Here is a 16,794-nt window from a genome sequence, read left to right as displayed (position 1 = left end):
AATTGGTGAAAATAAAAACACAGTGCTGATTTAATAAAATTGCGTTTTATTTATATCGATTATTGAGGAAGTTTACCGCGAGGTCATTAGGCAATTTATAACATTTGTGAAAATTATCCGCCCGATGATTATGCAATTGCCCTATTTACAATCTCCATTTTTATTATCTTTATTTTCCTTATCCATCGCTCAGACTAACATCAATAAAAAACGCCGCTTCCGATAAGAAGCAGCGCTGTCTGAATAAAAATAACCACGACCAGATAACGAAAGATCAGATTACGGGCGAGCGACAAACCCCACCACGTCATAGGCTTTGCGCAGTGTTTCCTGCGCACGGGCGCTGGCTTTTTGTGCCCCATCACGCATCACCTGCTGCAAGAAGGCTTCGTCATCACGGAAACGGTGATAACGCGCCTGCAGTTCGCTCAACATGCCGGAAACGGCATCGGCCACTGCGCCTTTCAGGTGACCATACATCTGCCCTTCAAACTCTTTCTCCAGATCAGGGATGGTTTTCCCCGTCACCCCGGAGAGGATATCCAGCAAATTGGACACCCCGGCCTTGTTTTGCAGATCGTAACGCACCACTGGTGGCTCGTCGGAGTCAGTGACTGCGCGTTTGATCTTCTTCACCACCGATTTCGGGTCTTCCAACAGGCCAATGACGTTATTGCGGTTGTCATCCGACTTAGACATCTTCTTGGTCGGCTCCAGCAAAGACATCACCCGCGCGCCGGATTTCGGAATAAACGGCTCAGGAACACGGAACACCTCACCGTAAATCGCGTTGAAGCGCTGGGCGATATCCCGGCTCAGTTCCAAATGCTGTTTCTGGTCTTCGCCTACCGGTACCTGGTTGGTCTGGTAGAGCAGAATGTCAGCCGCCATTAACACCGGGTAGTCAAACAATCCGGCATTGATGTTTTCTTCATAGCGGGCAGATTTGTCTTTGAACTGGGTCATGCGGCTCAGTTCGCCGAAATAGGTATAGCAGTTCAGCAACCAACCCAGTTGTGCGTGTTCCGGCACGTGTGACTGGACAAAAATCGTGCTTTTTTGCGGGTCGATACCGCAGGCCAGATAGAGCGCCAGCGTATCCAGCGTCGCCTTGCGCAGTTGCTGCGGATCCTGACGCACGGTGATCGCATGTTGATCCACGATGCAATAAATGCAGTCAAAATCATCCTGCATGTTGACCCACTGACGTAACGCACCCATGTAGTTACCAATGGTCAACTCGCCTGACGGCTGTGCGCCGCTAAATACAATGGGCTTACTCATGTCATGCTTCCTGATCGTGTAAAAGGGGTAACCCGGCAAGGGTCACTAAATCCGCAAAGCGATCCAGCACCACGTCAGGGTGACTTAACGCGATCGCCTCGCCATAGTTATAACCATACGTCATGCCGACGCACGGACATCCGGCGGCTCGGGCAGCCTGAATATCATTACGAGAATCGCCGACAAACAGCAATTCGTTTACCCGTAACCCCAGTTTACCCAACACCATGTACAACGGTGCCGGATGTGGCTTTTTCTCGGTAACGTCATCGCCGCCTAAAATCAGCGAGAAATAGTGTCCTATCCCCAGCACATCCAGCAGCGGCGCGACGAAAGGTGTCGGTTTATTGGTGACAACAGCCATACGAAAGCCACGTGCGGCAAGCGCAGCCAGCGTCTCTTTCACCTCGGGAAACAGCAGGCTGCCGCTATCTACCGTGCGGGCATAGTACTTATCAAACAGCGAACGGGTATCCTGAATCTGCCGGCTCGTTGGCTCTACCCCCGCCCAGCGTAACGCCCGCTCCATCAATACATCGGCACCGTTACCAATCCAGGTGGATACTCGCTCTTCACCCGCACGCGGCAGCGACAATGCACCTAATGCCATATCCACCGCTTCGGCCAACCCTGGCGCGCTGTTAACCAGCGTACCATCCAGATCAAACGCCAGCCCGCGAATCGCAGCAAAATCAGTCATGACGTACTGTCTCCAACTCCTGGCGCATCTTATCAATCACCGCACGGTAATCCGGCTGGCCAAAAATCGCCGAACCGGCGACAAACATATCCGCACCGGCTGCCGCAATCTGCGCGATGTTATCGACTTTGACGCCACCATCGACCTCAAGACGGATATCATAGCCGCTTTCATCAATCCGCTGACGCACCTGGCGTAATTTATCCAGCGTAGAAGGAATGAATGACTGACCGCCGAAACCTGGATTCACGGACATCAGCAAAATGATATCCAGCTTATCCATCACATAATCAAGATAACTCAGTGAGGTGGCAGGGTTAAACACCAGACCCGCCTTACAACCATGACTCTTGATCAGTTGCAGCGTCCGGTCGACATGTTCGGATGCCTCGGGATGAAACGTAATGAAGCTGGCACCCGCCTCGGCAAAATCAGGTATCAGTCTGTCCACCGGTTTTACCATCAGATGCACATCGACCGGTGCGGTAATGCCGTAGTTGCGCAAGGATTTCAACACCAGCGGGCCAATCGTCAAATTGGGGACATAGTGGTTATCCATCACGTCAAAGTGGACGACATCGGCTCCGGCAGCCAGAGCGCGCGCGGTATCCTCGCCAAGACGGGCAAAATCAGCCGACAAAATAGACGGGGCGATTAAAAACGGTTTCATGCGTTTCTCCAAACCATCAAGTCTGCATTCCGCTGCCGGGTACGCCCACTGATGACACACCTTCGCAGCCACTCTGTTAGGGGAACAAGGGTGAGGCTTTTCTCACCGTTATTCCCCCTGCCCATCGCCTCTCGTCACACTCAAGACGCCCGGCAGTACAACGCCAGCAGTTCATTGACCTTACTGCGGCCCGAAATATTGCGGCTGATGGTGCGACGCGCCTTGACCACATACAACGATGACGCATCACGATACCACTCGCGAGTCAGTACCGTATCATGGTTGGAAATCAGCACCGGGATCTGGTTTTGCGATGACAACTGCTGCGCCAACTGCGCCAGATTTTGCTGATCCTGATGGTTAAAGTTGTTGGTGTGGTACGCCGTGAAATTGGCCGTAGCCGACAGCGGCGCATAAGGCGGATCGCAATACACCACCGAGCCTGAGGTCGCATTGGTCAACGTCTGCTGATAATGCTCGCAAACGAACGTGGCGTTTCGCGCCTTTTCCGCAAACCAGTAAAGTTCTTCTTCCGGAAAATAGGGCTTTTTATAACGCCCGAACGGCACATTGAATTCACCTCGCATGTTATAGCGGCACAAACCGTTATAACAATGCCGGTTCAGATACAGAAACAGCAACGCACGGCGATAGTCATCGGTGCAGAGGTTAAATTCCGTTCTCAACTGATAAAAAACATCCGAGGTATTCACCTCATCAACAAACAACTCGCGGGCATCGCTAATGAACGTATCGGTTTCAGTTTTGACAATTTTATAAAGATTAATGAGATCGCTGTTAATATCCGCCAGAATATAGCTGTCGTAGTCGGTATTGAGAAACACGGAACCCGCACCCACGAAAGGCTCGATTAATCGCTCTCCCGCTGGCAGATATCGGCGAATCTCCTCCACCAGCGGATATTTCCCACCGGCCCATTTTAAGAACGCGCGGTTTTTCTTCATGCCGTCGTTAGTTACTCACACAGTTCAGAGCCACGGATTGTACTCTGTTAAGACAGCACATCAGGGCCAATTTGGTCTTACTTGGTCAAGTCCTGCTTCACCTGACGGATCGGCCTGACCCATGGTTTTTTCGCCTGAACATCAGCAGGCAGGGACGCAATAGCACGCTTGGCATCTTCCGGTGTGGCGTAAACACCATTCACCAGCACATACCAGGGCCGCCCGTCACGTTTCGTTTCATACACCCAGTAGTTCGCCAGTCGCTGTTCCCGAGCATAAGCCTTGAGAGAATCTTCGCGGGACGCACTGCTGAGCTGCAAGGTAAAGTGGCTGGCAGGCGCACTCTGGATAGCTGTACTGCTCTGGCTTGCGGCTGACGCCGCAGGTTTACCTACTGCAACTGGTCTGCTCGATGGTGCGGGCATCACAGCGGTCGTAGGGGCACGATGTGTATTCGTAGCAGGTTTCGCCGCTTCTTTAGCTTCTGCGACCGTTTTATGGGATGGCGTAGTTTCATGGAATGGCACAGTAGAAGGCTGCTTTTCAGCCTGCACACGCGAAGGCGCCTTCTCCACAGGCTGCGTGCGCCCACCTTTGGCCGCCGGCGAGAATACAGTAGCCGGTTCGGTCGGCAATCCCGCCGACAAGGCATTTACCCTGTCTTGCTGCTGAGGCTGAGACAAGGCATCGGTGATATTGCCCGGCAGCTCAATGCGCTGCTGGTTGTTATTCTGTGCGGGCAAGGCTGCCTGCGTAGGGGTACCGGAAACCGGCTGGCCGCTTAACGCCTGCGGAGCACTACTGCCTGCATTCGGGTTATTGCTTACCGGTACAGGGGAAGAAGGCTGAGATACCGCCGGTGATGCACTCTGGGTCTGGCTGGAAGACATCGACGATGACAGATCGATATTCTTACCAGAACCTGCTGCGGGTGACGACGCTGAAGGCGTATTCTGGCTGGGTGACTGCAAGGCAGAGCCGATACCAATGATCAGCAGCACCAATACCACAATACCGATACCAATCATGGTGTGTTGTCTGGATAGCGAAACACTCGGAGCAGATAAACTTTTGCCTCTTCTCTGCTGACGCACGGGGCGTCGATCACTGGTATCCGGTTTCAACTCTTCTTCCGGGTTGAACTCATCCATTTTACCCTCCCACTGAAAGGCTAGCTTTCGCACACATCCGACGCTGCGAAAGTCTAAATCATAAGGCATTGTATTTTAAACGTAAACCACCGCGATTCCACCTGCTGGCTATTCAGCCAGCTCAGTGAAGGGTTTAGGGAAGGCAGTCGGCGATGGATGCCAGCACCAGTTCGTGCGATACACCCGACCGGACTTCAGACTGACCAATTGCCGTAGGCAGAACCAGACGCAACTCTCCGGCCAGAACCTTCTTATCCCTCATCATGTGCGGTAAATACGCTTGCGGGACCATTTCGCGCGGTCCGGTAACAGGCAAACCAGCCCGCAGCAACAGCGCCTTGATACGCTCAACATCGTCAGCGCTCAACTGCCCGAGACGACGAGCCGCATGAGCCGCCATCACCATTCCAGCCGCTACGGCTTCGCCATGCAGCCAGTTGCCGTATCCCATTTCCGCCTCAATGGCATGTCCATAAGTGTGGCCTAAATTCAGCAAGGCGCGCAGCCCGGACTCACGTTCATCCGCGGCCACTACCTCTGCCTTAAGCTCACAACAACGACGGATACAGTAGGCCAGCGGCGCACCCTCCAGTCGACGAATCTCGTCGATATGCGCTTCCAGCCATTCAAAAAAGACGCGATCGAGGATAATGCCATACTTGATCACTTCGGCAAGCCCGGAGGAGAGCTCGCGTGCAGGCAATGTTTGTAGGCAATCCAAATCGACAACCACCGAGGCGGGCTGATAAAACGCGCCAATCATGTTTTTGCCAAGCGGATGATTGACTGCCGTTTTACCACCGACAGAGGAGTCAACCTGTGACAACAGCGTGGTGGGAACCTGAATGAAGCGAACACCGCGTTGATAACAGGCGGCAGCAAAGCCGGTCAAATCACCGATGACGCCGCCGCCCAACGCTACCAGCGTGGTATCACGACCATGCGGTTTAGCCAGTAATGCGGAAAAGACCTGCTCCAGCACCGCTAACGACTTGAACTGCTCGCCATCAGGCAAAATAACCTGATCCACCCGTACACCGCTGTTCTCCAGCAGGCTACGTACCCTGTCCAGATACAGCGGAGCCAACGTTTCATTGGTCACCAGCATGGCCTGATCGCCAGCCTTCAGCGGCATAAAAGAAGCCGCGTCGTTGAAAAGACCGGCGGCGATCGTAATGGGGTAACTGCGTTCCCCGAGAGTTACGGTGACTCTTTCCATGCTCGTTCCATTGATCTGTCAGAGACCTGCGGTATACAGGAGATTACACAAAATCAGTTGTTTTCCAGCATGCTGATAATCTGGTTAGCAACGACTTTGGCGCTTTGTTCATCGGTGCGAATCGTAACATCGGCGATCTCTTCATACAGCGGATTACGTTCTCTCGCCAATGCCTCCAGCACTTCGCGTGGTGGGGCTTCAACCTGAAGCAACGGACGTTTTTTATCTCGTTGAGTACGGGCCAACTGTTTTTCAATCGTGGTTTCCAGATACACCACCACGCCACGTGCTGACAGGCGATTGCGAGTTTCGCGTGATTTTACCGAACCACCACCGGTTGCCAGCACAATGCCCTGCTTTTCCGTCAATTCATTAATGACTTTCTCTTCGCGCTCGCGGAAGCCTTCCTCGCCTTCCACATCAAATACCCAGCCCACATCAGCCCCGGTACGACGCTCAATTTCTTGATCGGAGTCGAAGAATTCCATATTGAGCTGCTGAGCTAACTGACGGCCAATAGTGCTTTTGCCGGCACCCATAGGCCCAACCAGAAAGATATTGCGTTTCTCTGCCATTTTTTTGGTATTACTAAGAAATTCGTTAATGATAACCCGCCCCGCCATGTAACCTGCGGCGGAACCTAAACTGAAACCTCATGAGCGATAGTGCGAGAATCAGACAAAAAATTATCTCAATACTCAGGGTGGTTTGGCAACCGAATAAAACGCCACACAAACCAGGTCGTCATAAACCGTGCGTTTTATCTACACTGCTGATGTAACACCACTTCCGTGCTCAAGCCGCTATCCTTGTATGCTAAAACGACGGTATCGTCAAACAATGAAGGGCACTATTTCACAAAGCGAGTGTATAAAGCGGGCAGACGCATCGCACTGCCCACTGTTTTAAGATAATCAGGCTGCTGGTGCGCGTTTGGCCGCCTGAATCAGCGTAGGCGTGATAAAGATGACCAGCTCGCGGCGCGTATGCTGCTGACTTGTGGCGCGAAACCACTGACCAATGCCCGGTAACGACCCCAAGCCCGGCACCTGACGCTCCCCTTGATTTTTTTGTTGTTGGAAAATCCCACCCAGCACAATGGTTTCGCCATCCTGCACGGTGACCTGAGTCTGGATCTCCTGTTTATCGATCGCCAGGATTTCGCCCCCTTCCCCCTGCTTGATAGCCCGCCCCGGCATATTCTGGCTAATCAGCAGGTTGAGCGTAATCTGTCCGCCATGCAGAATCCTGGGGGTGACTTCCATGCCCAACACCGCTTCCTTGAACTCGATCGATGTCGAACCACTGGCACCGCTGGAGACCTGATACGGGATTTCCGTGCCTTGCTTGATGCTGGCTGTTTGTTGATGCGCAGTAAACAGGCGCGGACTGGCGATAATCTCCACCTCGTTTTCCTGCTCCAGCGCCATCAGTTCCAGGTCAAGCAATCGTCCATTGAGCTTTGCCAGATGAAACCCAGCGTTAACAGCGGGCGATTCAACCGGGAGGCTAACCGTGAAGTTATTCATCTGCATCGCCTGCCCTGCAATAGAAGCGTCCCCCAGCCCCCAGTTGACGCCCAACGCTTTCAAATGCTCGCTGCTGATGGTGACGATGTGCGCTGCCAGTTGCACCTGAGACAATGGCTTATCCAACGCGTCAATCCAAGGCCGAATTTGTTCCAGCGCGGAAGCGACATCCCGAATCAGCAGCGTGTTGGTGCGTTTATCGACGGTGACGTTACCGCGTTCTGTCAGCAACGTACCGCGCTGGCTTTGCAGATTCGCCACCACCTCAGTCGCTTCCGCGTACTGCAAGGTGACGGACAGATTTTGCAACGGCAGTTGCAAACGCTGCTTAGCCGCTTGTTCTTCCTGTTTCTGCTGGCGGTCTTTCACATAGGTATCGGGGTAAACCATCATGACGCTATTTTGCTGTTCAACCGTCAATTGCCCCATTCGCAGAATAATATCCAGCGCCTGCTGCCAGGGAACCTGCTGTAAATTCAGGCTAATGTTACCGGCTACCCCCGGTGCCACCACCAGATTAAGTTGCTGGTGGTCTGCCAGCGCCTGCAAAACTCGCTGCACGGGCACATCGTCAAAGACCAGTGAAACCGGCTCGCCGCTACCTGCTTTGGCCAGCATGCTGCCACATAACATCATCAACCAGCCGTACCGGTAAAACCGTCTACCGGGAAAACATCCTGTCTTCATCCTTCATTCCTTGTTGTGATGAAAAGGCGGCCCAAGACGTATTTCCGCCACTCCACAGCTCACTTTCCCACCCGTTTGACGCAACGTTGCGCCGCCACGGTCAAGCTGGGTAATCTGCCAGTCACCGGGTGGAATAACATCGCCATCACGAACACGTAGCCAGCCGATTTGCGGCTGCACCAGCCAGGCAATCCACCGCGACGATGACCCCACCATTCCCTTGAGTTGCCATTTCTGCTGATCCTGCCCGCTATTACACGACATCTCCGACAGGGGCTGGAACGGGTCGCGCATAACGGACTCGCGTATGACTGAGTCACGTATTACTGGATCGCGTATTACTGAATCACATCGTGCCGCTGTACTCACCAGGCCAAGAAGCCCCCCGACACACAGTGCACAGCCTTGCCAGTAATTCATTGCCCCACCTTCACTGATGGTGCTTGCGGCAGCGAGAGTCGCAGTTCGGTACGCAGCCCGGCAGACGCCTTTCGGATAGTAATATGGTCGATGCGCAGCACCACTGGCAGCGATTGAAAACGCGACAGGAAATTCAGGGTCGCACCGTACTGCGCATTAAAAACCAGTAACCAGGCAGACGGCTCACCATTCGCGTCCTCCGCCGGCAATGGATGCCAGCTTTCAAGTTGAACACCACTGTCACGTAATGGCTCATCCAGTAACGACGCGATGCGATTTACCGACCTGTCTTCTGCCAGAGAAGGCTGCTCAGCAAGCCAGCGTTGTAAGACGTGTAACGCCGGTAGCGCGGTAATTTTCTCTCGCCATTGTCTGATGACCTGTTCACTGTCACGGACTTGCTGTTCGAGCTGCGCTAATTGCCGTTGCTGCGCCTGCATCCATATTCCGCCGATGACAACCGCCACCAACATGACCAGCATTGGCGGTGCCAGCAGCCACAACCATAGCGGCGCGGTCAGCCAATGTGCGACCCGGGGATAAAACCAGTGCATCATCCTTTCGCTCCCACGCCGTCTACAGCCTGCCAGTGCAGACGTAACGAAAAACTCAGCCGGGCGCTATTCTTAGGATCGCGATCGGCCTGTTGCACGCTGGCGTGGGCTATTTGTGGTAACGCCGACATCGCCTTCGCCAACGTGACGATAGCCGAATAGTGATTACTCACTCCGGACAGTGATAAACGCACACCGTTGTCGCCAATTTCTGTCAGCCAGAGTGCGTCGGGCATCAGGGTCGGTAGTTGTGCCAGTAAGGTCTGATAACGCTGGTTCTGTCGCTGGCTCTGCTCTTGTGCCGCCAGTTGTGCCAATTGGGTTTCACGTCGCTGCCAGGCAGCGAACGTCTGATGGTAGCGCTGCGCATAGCTCGCCTGTTGCGACTGTGCCAGTCCAACCTGCAACTGCCACCACACCCGTTGTTGACGGTAGTTCACGCAGGTGATGACTGCCGCATAACCGACAACCACCATGACGATACTGGTCAGCAACAGGCTTAACCGTATACGCCGGTGCAACAGACGAGGTCGCCATGCCAGAAGATTCACCGTCAGCATGGTGAATCCTCCGGACGGATCGCCAGCCCACCCGCAATAGCAAAAGCGGCCGGAAACCCCGGTAATGGCGGTTGTTGTTGAGCAAATGCTGTCAGAGGCGACCAGGAAATCAGCCCGGCAGACGTTTGCTGCAACGTCACAGGAACAGATGCACTGAGATAGGCAGCAGGAGGGATCTCTTTTTGATAGCAAGTGCTCACGTACTTTAATAGTTCGTGCTCGGCTCCTGTACCCGTCAGGTCGTCTGCTATCTCATCCGGATGAAACGTACCGAATGCCAAAGGCGCGTCCAGCGGTGACACCCACAGCCAGTGATCATCAAACCGATGCAACAGCAGACGATCGCCAGCCAACCCGGCCCGTGCCGCCATACACCGCAATGCGCAAGGGGTAATATCCACCACATCGGGTTGCAGGCCAGCATCACGCAGGCAATGCAGCCAGACATCCAGTTCCGTCTGACGCGCCGCGGTAACCAGCAACTTATTGGGGGTCTGCGGATCAGGACGATAATCCAGCGCCAAATCGTCGCCACTCACTGGCAGCACTTTGGCCGCCATTTTACGAATATATTCGCCACGTTGCGGTTCACGCAGACGATAGTCTGGCATCGACAGCCGTTGTTGCAGTACGCGCGGGGCGGGGAACCCCAACCGTAGCGAAACAAATCGTGGCAATTCATGCCGCCATTGACGAAGAACCGTACAAAGTGCAGCGGGATGATGTAGACTACCGCCGCGTAATATGTCGTCTGGTAACGGCAATTGCCACCAATGGCGTAATTGCCAGCTATGTCGGCGACGTTGTACGGCCAGAGCGCGCATCACGCCGTTCTGAATGTCCAACCCAACCTGCCAGATGGGATAAGCCATGAATGTTCGATCTCCTTATCGTTTCATACAGAACAGATACCCGATGGACATCGCGGTGCAGGTAAGGCGGTCATAGAGTCATACCCGGTTTACAGCGCCCCGCAAGGGAAGAGGACCATAAAAAAGCCGGGTACAGCGGGTCGCCATGCGCCTGTAACCTGAAAGACGACGGGTATATCCACCTTGCTGGCTTCCCTTTATACTAGCGCCCGTCTGTTTATAAACTATTCAATTGCTACTGAATGGAAAATCTCCGGTGAAGTTCGTAAAGTATCTATTCATCCTTGCAGTGAGTTGCATTCTGCTGGGAGTCGCTTCGCTCTATGGCCTCTATCGCTATATCGAGCCACAGTTACCCGATGTCGCTACGCTGAAAGACGTCCGCCTGCAAACTCCGATGCAGGTTTACAGTGCTGACGGCGAATTGATCGCCCAGTTTGGCGAGAAGCGTCGTATCCCGCTGAAGCTGGACCAGATCCCGCCGATGCTGGTTAACGCGTTTATCGCCACGGAAGACAGCCGCTTCTTTGAACACCACGGTGTTGACCCGCAGGGGATCGTCCGCGCGGCGGTCATTGCCCTGACATCGGGTCATGCATCGCAAGGGGCCAGTACCATCACCCAGCAGCTGGCGCGTAATTTCTTCCTGAGTCCTGAGCGCACGCTGTTGCGTAAGATTAAGGAAGTGTTTCTGGCTATCCGCATCGAACAAACGCTGACCAAAGACGAAATCCTGGAACTGTATCTGAACAAGATCTACCTGGGGTACCGTGCTTACGGCGTGGGTGCCGCCGCTCAGGTCTATTTCGGACAACCGGTCGACCAGTTGACGCTGGCGCAAATGGCAATGATTGCTGGCCTGCCGAAAGCGCCGTCCACCTTTAACCCGCTTTACTCTTACGATCGCGCCGTGGCACGTCGTAACGTGGTGCTGTCGCGCATGCTGGACGAGAACTACATCACGCAGGCGCAGTACGATCAGGCCCGTAACGAAAAGCTGGTGGCGGACTATCACGCACCGGAAATCGCCTTCTCCGCCCCTTATATGGCTGAAATGGTTCGCCAGGAAATGGTGAAACGCTATGGTGAAGATGCGTATAGCGATGGTTATCAGGTCTACACCACTATCACCCGCAAACTGCAGTTGGCAGCGGAAGACGCGGTACACAACAACGTCATCGCCTATGATATGCGCCACGGCTACCGCGGCCCGGACCAGGTGTTGTGGAAAGTCGGCACCCCAGCGTTGACGCAGGACAAGATTGTCGAGGCACTGAAAAAACTACCGGTTTACGGGCCGTTGTTCCCGGCGGTTGTTACCGATGCCAGCGCCGATAAAGCCCATGCCGTGATGGCTAACGGCGATAAGATAGAACTGCCAATGCTGGGTGTACGCTGGGCGCGCGCCTATCGTTCAGATGACCAGCAAGGCCCCACGCCAAAACGCGTCACCGATGTACTGGCTGCCGGTCAACAAATTTGGGTACGCAAAGTCGACAACGACTGGTGGCTGGCTCAGGTCCCTGACGTCAACTCGGCGCTGGTATCCCTCAATCCGCAAGACGGCGCGATACTGGCGCTGGTTGGCGGGTTCGATTTCAATCAGAGCAAGTTCAACCGTGCTACGCAGGCGCTGCGGCAGGTAGGGTCAAATATCAAGCCATTCCTGTACACCGCCGCGATGGATAAAGGTCTGACGCTAGCGACTATCCTCAACGACGCCCCGATTACACGCTGGGATCCCGGTGCGGGTTCCGACTGGAGCCCGAAAAACTCACCGCCGGTGTACGACGGCCCAATCCGTTTACGTCAGGGTCTGGGGCAGTCGAAAAACGTGGTGATGGTGCGGGCAATGCGTGCGATGGGTGTGGATTACGCCGCTAATTATCTGGAACGCTTCGGCTTCCCGGAACAGAACATCGTACATACCGAATCGCTGGCATTGGGTGCAGCATCGTTTACGCCGTTGCAGGTGGTGCGTGGTTACTCGGTAATGGCTAACGGCGGCTATCTGGTCGATCCTTACTTCATCACCAAAATCGACAATGCCGCCGGTCACACCGTTTTCAGTGCTACACCGAAAATCGTGTGCGATACCTGCAATCTGCCGGTCATTTACGGCGATACTCAACGTTCCGCCGTCTTGTCGGATGACAGCATGGAAAACGTGGCGACGTCGCAGGAAAATCCGGTGCAGGCTGCCCCGCAGGTTGATCCGATTACACCGTCGGAAGTCGCTAAACAGGCCGCCGCTCAACCGTACGCCCCGCATGTTATCAGCACACCATTGGCCTTCCTGATCAAAGACGCGCTCAACAGTAACGTGTTTGGCGAACCGGGCTGGATGGGTACCGGCTGGCGTGCGGGTAAAGTACTGCAACGCCATGATATTGGTGGCAAAACCGGTACTACCAACAACTCGAAAGATGCCTGGTTCTCCGGTTATGGCGCGAATATTGTTGCTTCGGTGTGGATTGGTTTTGACGATCACCGCCGTGATCTTGGCCGTACGTCGGCATCCGGTGTCATTCGCGACCAGATTTCCGGTTATGAAGGCGGAGCGAAAAGTGCTGAACCTGCCTGGGATGACTATATGAAGGTGGCGCTGGCAGGCGTACCAGAACAACCGAAGACGCCGCCGCAGGGCGTCGTGACGGTTACTATCGATCGCAGCACCGGCAAACTGTCGGATGGCGGCGGGAATAGTCGTCAGGAGTATTTCATCGACGGTACGCAACCCACCGAGCGGGCAGTACATGACGCCGGTACCACGCTGTACAACACCAGTAGCGGTCAGGCAGAAGAGTTATTCTGATGCGAATACGCGGTGCAGCGCTGATTGGGGTTGCACCGCGACTGCGATAACAACGCAGCAAAAAGGCGCGATATTCGCGCCTTTTTCTTTATCTGGATCGACTGCTTTATCTGGGCTGTGATAAAGCGATTGTTTTGACAAGTCGTGTTTTGATAATTAGCCCTGCTGCGCTAAAAACTGTTGCGCTAAGAACAACGCACTCACGTTACGCGCCTCGCGAAAATCCGGCTCTTTCAGTAGCGACATCATGTTTGCCAGCGGCCAGCGCACCAACTGCAATGGTTCTGGCTCGTCGCCTTGTAAGCGTTTCGGATAGAGACCGCTAGCCACCACGATATTCATGCTGCTGGAAAAATACGACGGTGCCATCGTCAGGGTAGATAACAACTCAAACCGCTCCGCGCCAAACCCGACCTCTTCCATCAGTTCACGGTTAGCCGCTTCAAACACGGTCTCACCCGGATCAATCAGCCCTTTGGGGAACCCCAATTCATACTGCTCAATCCCCACCGCATATTCACGAATCAGCAACAGTTCATCGCCGATGACCGGTACTATCATCACTGCTTCACGGCCTGACGGACGCATACGTTCATAGATGCGGCGCTCACCGTTGCTAAACTCCAGATCAACGGCCTCCACATTGAACAAATGTGAACGTGCTACGGTCTCAACCTTGAGGATTTTAGGTTTTTGCAGGTTATTATCCATCGTGGCCTCGATGAGGAAACCGCAACCGGCTTTCCCCGTTCAGGCCAGTGTCGGCACGGAACACAAACTGGTAGAGCCGCGATTTCCTGCAGAATATTCAGTAAGTCATATTGTGCGTTAACATTAACAGTCGCTGCAACTCTATCATGGTGAATTTACATATTCGCAACAACATTCACACATTAGTTTTTTTTATACAAAAAACGACCGTATGAAGATGTCTCTCCACCCTAATCCCACCAGAAAAAATTCAGATTTTCCTCATTTTCGCGCTTGTGATCGCTTGCTACCATGCACCGTTAAACAAGTAATAGTCGGTTAATTCAGTTATTAACTGTACGACGTGGGTTAACATTGTTCGTGTAGTTTTGTTACTATCCGGGAATAACAGGGGGAACCTTACGCTGTTGGCTGGAGATAATATGCGCACAATACTCATCATATTGGCTGTATTGTTTGCCTGTCTAATTGTCGTGGGGGGGATCATTGGCTATCTCATGTATCGTCGTCTTCTATTCGCCAAACGTTTGCCGGTTACACCATCGGGACATCGCCAGCTGACAGCGTCGGAACGCAATGCTATCGAACGCTATCTGGCTATGGCCCATATAGACAGTCCGGTTTCTGCGTCTGTTCCGGCCACCTTGACCCGTCTGCTACCGGGCAATCGGGTGTATCCCATAACCCATAGCATTACCCGCTATGGGCTGAGTACTGACGCGCCCAATAAATGGCGCTATTACATCGATACTCAGGAAATCCACCTGCCCGCACGCTGGGAGCAGTACATTACTCAGAACAATGAAATCGAACTGATCAAAACCCGTTCGATCCCTCTGGTGATTTCGTTGAATGGCCATTCATTGACGGAAGTGGTTACCGAAATGGATTCGTTCGCCGGTTCAGACATCCCTGGCGAACAGGCATACATTCGCCCGGAAAGCCATGAACACACCGAACTGGTCGCTATCCGCAAGGAAACGCCGGAAGAACATGCCGTACACCGTTCACGCGGCCTGCGTGAAACCGGAGTACTGAGTCTGGCGTTTCTGCTGCTGGTGTTTAGCCTGACCAGCCCGCTGACGATGTTGCCCTGGCTGGCCGGTGCCGCCTGCCTGATGGCTGCCTGGGGATGCTGGCAGTTGTTTCGACCTCCGTCGCAAAAAGAGCTGCGCGAAGTGCATTGTCTGCACGGCACACCACAATGCATGGGCTTATTCAGCGACACCACACAAAGCCAGATCAGCAATGTCTCGCTTGGCAATATCGACCTTATTTATCCCCCCCACTGGCAGCCTTATATTGGCTACGACCTCGGCAAAAAAACCGATGTGGATATTTATCTGACCCGCCAGGTCGTGCGCCAGGGCAACTATCTGTCCTTACATAACGAAGTCAAATTCTTCCCGCTACAGCAATGGGGCAAAAACGCCGTACTGGCTGTCGGTGCTCTGCTCAGCCTGATCCTACTGTTGACGTCAGTGCCGCTTGATCTCCCCTTAAAACTCAGTCTGGCCTGGGTTCAGGGTGCCAGCAGCATCAAGGTGACCCAGGTCGAAGATCTGGAGCGCATGCCACTGCACATTGGCGATAAACTACAGGTTCGCAGCAGCGGGATGTGTTACGTGCCGCCGATTAGTCTCAACCCAACGGCATCCAAAGCCTCGCCTTTCGCCCCGTTTGATTGCACCGCCATTTACTGGAATAAAGCGGCACCGCTGCCATTACCTGAATCAGACACCATCGAGAAAACCGCAGCCTTGCAAAAAACGGTGAACGAACAGTTGCACCCCGCCGCCAGCGACAATCAGGTCAGTTCCCAGTTGGCAGATGCTATTCAGAAATCCGGCATGATTCTGTTAAATAACTTCTCCGATATCGTGCTGAAAACCGATGCCTTATGTGAGAAAGAAGAAGATTGTATCCGGCTCAAAAATGCGCTGATCAATTTGGGCAATGCCAAAAACTGGGATCTGTTGGTTAAACGGGCACGCTCCGGGGCGCTAAAAGGCATGAGCGTGGTATTACGTCCGGTCAGTGCTGAATCACTGGATGGATTGGTGAAAAACGCCACCGACGAGTTCTACAGCCGCGAAATCATTACCGCCTCCAATTCACTGAATAGCCCGCCACCGGGCGGTTTTCTGATTCGCAGTGACGAAGGTCGGCAATTCGTTAATCATCAGGCACCGGTCGCACCGCTACGCGATCTCCCGCCGCAGGAGCAATGGCAGGAACTTGAACGCCTGTCCTCGCTGTTGCTGCATACGCCGTTTGAAGCCAGCGGCGTGATAACCCAGATCAGTATCGACGCCAATGGTACCCGCCATATTTCGCTGCATAGCGAGCCAGATGCCGTTACCATGTGGCGCTCACTGGGTGCCTGCCTGCTGTTGCTGACCTTTAGCGTCATTCTGGTGCTGAATCTGGTGCTGCTGCTGGTCAAACGCCGCCGGAGCCAGCAGCGTATCGCTAATATTCAGCAGTACTATGCGCGCCATCTGGTGCCGGAAGCGCCGACCGCCAGTCCCCTGTACGGCAATGCGGTTCACTCCTAACCCTCCTCAATCGATACGTGCTATCAGCCGCGTTTAGCGGTTATGCTACGCGGATAATATCGACTACCCTGTTTCCGGTTGAACCGGAAACAGGGCATT

15 protein-coding genes are annotated in these 16,794 nt (G+C 53.8%); 2 read left to right on the top strand and 13 right to left on the bottom strand.

The genetic code is table 11. From position 1 onward, the window contains the following. Positions 1–279: 279 nt before the first annotated feature. The 12 genes from trpS to pilM all read right to left on the bottom strand — a co-directional run bounded on the left by trpS (position 280) and on the right by pilM (position 10,611). Positions 280–1,284 carry a tryptophan--tRNA ligase gene (trpS, locus tag LF929_RS01630; protein ID WP_038905859.1) on the bottom strand — a complete coding sequence of 335 codons (1,005 nt, stop codon included), beginning with the start codon at positions 1,282–1,284 and terminating at the stop codon, positions 280–282. Position 1,285: 1 nt separating this feature from the next. Further along, positions 1,286–1,984: a phosphoglycolate phosphatase gene (locus LF929_RS01625; protein ID WP_038909185.1), complete on the bottom strand. Its 699-nt coding sequence runs from the start codon at positions 1,982–1,984 to the stop codon at positions 1,286–1,288. After that, entirely contained in the window at positions 1,977–2,654 is a 678-nt protein-coding gene (rpe, locus tag LF929_RS01620) for a ribulose-phosphate 3-epimerase (RefSeq protein WP_038909186.1), read from the bottom strand. The genes LF929_RS01625 and rpe overlap by 8 nt, the downstream gene beginning before the upstream one ends. 140 nt (positions 2,655–2,794) lie before the next feature. After that, positions 2,795–3,619, bottom strand: coding sequence for an adenine-specific DNA-methyltransferase (gene dam, locus LF929_RS01615; protein ID WP_019845157.1), 825 nt, complete (start codon positions 3,617–3,619; stop codon positions 2,795–2,797). 77 nt (positions 3,620–3,696) lie between these two features. Next, complete coding sequence (locus tag LF929_RS01610; RefSeq protein ID WP_210175165.1) at positions 3,697–4,770, bottom strand: SPOR domain-containing protein; 1,074 nt, start codon at positions 4,768–4,770, stop codon at positions 3,697–3,699. A gap of 133 nt (positions 4,771–4,903) precedes the next feature. Next, positions 4,904–5,989 (bottom strand): 3-dehydroquinate synthase, encoded by a 1,086-nt coding sequence (aroB, locus tag LF929_RS01605; protein WP_038909188.1) that lies wholly within the window; start codon positions 5,987–5,989, stop codon positions 4,904–4,906. 53 nt (positions 5,990–6,042) lie between these two features. Beyond that, a complete protein-coding gene (aroK, locus tag LF929_RS01600) occupies positions 6,043–6,564 on the bottom strand; it encodes a shikimate kinase AroK (RefSeq protein ID WP_029456528.1) in 522 nt (173 codons plus the stop codon). A gap of 339 nt (positions 6,565–6,903) precedes the next feature. Further along, positions 6,904–8,205 carry a DNA uptake porin HofQ gene (hofQ, locus tag LF929_RS01595; RefSeq protein WP_016942954.1) on the bottom strand — a complete coding sequence of 434 codons (1,302 nt, stop codon included), beginning with the start codon at positions 8,203–8,205 and terminating at the stop codon, positions 6,904–6,906. 3 nt (positions 8,206–8,208) lie between these two features. Beyond that, a complete protein-coding gene (locus tag LF929_RS01590; RefSeq protein ID WP_023640909.1) occupies positions 8,209–8,499 on the bottom strand; it encodes a HofP DNA utilization family protein in 291 nt (96 codons plus the stop codon). A 122-nt stretch (positions 8,500–8,621) separates the two neighbouring features. Continuing rightward, positions 8,622–9,182, bottom strand: a complete 561-nt coding sequence (locus LF929_RS01585; protein WP_226092804.1) for a hypothetical protein — start codon at positions 9,180–9,182, stop codon at positions 8,622–8,624. Continuing rightward, positions 9,179–9,739, bottom strand: coding sequence for a PilN domain-containing protein (locus tag LF929_RS01580; protein WP_038909191.1), 561 nt, complete (start codon positions 9,737–9,739; stop codon positions 9,179–9,181). Before LF929_RS01580 ends, LF929_RS01585 begins: the two co-directional genes overlap by 4 nt. After that, on the bottom strand, positions 9,733–10,611 hold the full coding sequence (pilM, locus tag LF929_RS01575; RefSeq protein ID WP_038909192.1) for a type IV pilus biogenesis protein PilM: 879 nt from the start codon (positions 10,609–10,611) through the stop codon (positions 9,733–9,735). Before pilM ends, LF929_RS01580 begins: the two co-directional genes overlap by 7 nt. Positions 10,612–10,867: 256 nt before the next feature. Between pilM and mrcA the strand changes: the two genes are divergently transcribed. Next, the gene (mrcA, locus tag LF929_RS01570) at positions 10,868–13,426 is read left to right on the top strand and encodes a peptidoglycan glycosyltransferase/peptidoglycan DD-transpeptidase MrcA (RefSeq protein WP_038909193.1); all 2,559 of its coding nucleotides are present in this window, start codon (positions 10,868–10,870) and stop codon (positions 13,424–13,426) included. A gap of 156 nt (positions 13,427–13,582) precedes the next feature. Here mrcA and nudE read toward each other — a convergent pair whose 3' ends face one another. Continuing rightward, on the bottom strand, positions 13,583–14,137 hold the full coding sequence (nudE, locus tag LF929_RS01565; protein WP_012886412.1) for an ADP compounds hydrolase NudE: 555 nt from the start codon (positions 14,135–14,137) through the stop codon (positions 13,583–13,585). 422 nt (positions 14,138–14,559) lie between these two features. On the opposite strand from nudE, the gene LF929_RS01560 reads away from it, so the two are divergent. Then, positions 14,560–16,695 (top strand): intracellular growth attenuator family protein, encoded by a 2,136-nt coding sequence (locus LF929_RS01560; protein WP_038909194.1) that lies wholly within the window; start codon positions 14,560–14,562, stop codon positions 16,693–16,695. Positions 16,696–16,794: the final 99 nt, after the last annotated feature.

This window comes from Dickeya oryzae (genome assembly GCF_020406815.2).
GTDB lineage: Bacteria > Pseudomonadota > Gammaproteobacteria > Enterobacterales > Enterobacteriaceae > Dickeya > Dickeya oryzae.
The sequence above is the reverse complement of the archived record's forward strand: the minus strand, read 5'-3'. Positions and strand labels throughout refer to the sequence as shown.